Source organism: Caloramator australicus RC3, from assembly GCF_000297115.1.
In the GTDB taxonomy this organism is placed as follows: domain Bacteria; phylum Bacillota; class Clostridia; order Clostridiales; family Caloramatoraceae; genus Caloramator; species Caloramator australicus.
On record NZ_CAKP01000123.1, the window covers coordinates 1 to 1,053 of the forward strand.

At 29.9% G+C, this 1,053-nt stretch carries 1 protein-coding gene; it reads left to right on the top strand.

Annotated elements, in window-relative coordinates:
- Positions 1-962, top strand: a 962-nt coding sequence (gene tnpB, locus CAAU_RS11825) for an IS200/IS605 family element RNA-guided endonuclease TnpB (RefSeq protein WP_040306618.1), incomplete at its 5' end; no start/stop codon positions are given.
- Between the last annotated feature and the right edge of the window lie 91 nt (positions 963-1,053).

Below are 1,053 nucleotides of genomic sequence, written 5' to 3' on the forward strand. Positions count from 1 at the left end.
AAATAGAATACTATAAAAAAACAGGAGAAATGCTAAACAATACACCTGCACAATATAAAAAAGAATATCCGTTTCTAAAGGAAGTAGATAGCCTTGCCCTTGCTAATGCACAGCTTAATTTAGAGAAGGCATATAAAAACTTTTTTAGAGATAAGAAAATAGGTTTTCCAAAGTTCAAGAAAAAGAAAGGTTACCAGTCTTATACTACAAATAATCAAAATGGAACAGTAACACTTGAAGGTAGTTATCTAAAAGTTCCAAAGTTAAAGACAAAAATAAAAATAAAACAACACAGACAATTTGAAGGAAAAATTAAATCCGTAACTATATCAAAAACGCCAACAGGCAAATATTATGCTTCTATACTTGTAGAAGAAGAAATTAAAGAATTACCTAAAATAGATAAAAAAGTAGGTATAGATTTAGGAATTAAAGAATTTGCTATTTTATCTGATGGAACAAAGGTAGAAAATCCAAAATGGTTAAGAAAAACAGAAAAAAGAATTAAAATTACACAAAAATCATTATCAAGAAAGCAAAAGCAAAGTAAAAACTATGAAAGGACAAGACAAAAACTTGCAAAACTACACGAAAAAATATCAAACCAAAGAAAAGATTTTCTTCACAAATTATCTTCTAAAATTATACACGAAAACCAAGTGATAGTTTTAGAAGATTTACAGGTAAAAAATATGCAACAAAATCATAAATTAGCCAAAGCAATAACAGAAGTATCATGGGCAGAATTTAGAAGGATGTTAGAATATAAAGCAAGATGGTATGGCAGAGAAATAATAATAGCACCACAAAATTATGCATCAAGTCAAACATGTAGTGAATGTGGATATAAAAATCCTGATGTAAAGAATTTAGCATTGAGAGAATGGAAATGTCTAAAGTGTGGTGCAGTTCATGATAGAGATATAAATGCAAGCAAGAATTTGCTAAAATTAGCCATGTGATTGGTATATATGGGGAAGGAACAGCCCTTTGAGCGTGGGTAATCTGGTAACAGAAGTTACCTTGACCACGAAGCCACCACATCTATAAGTG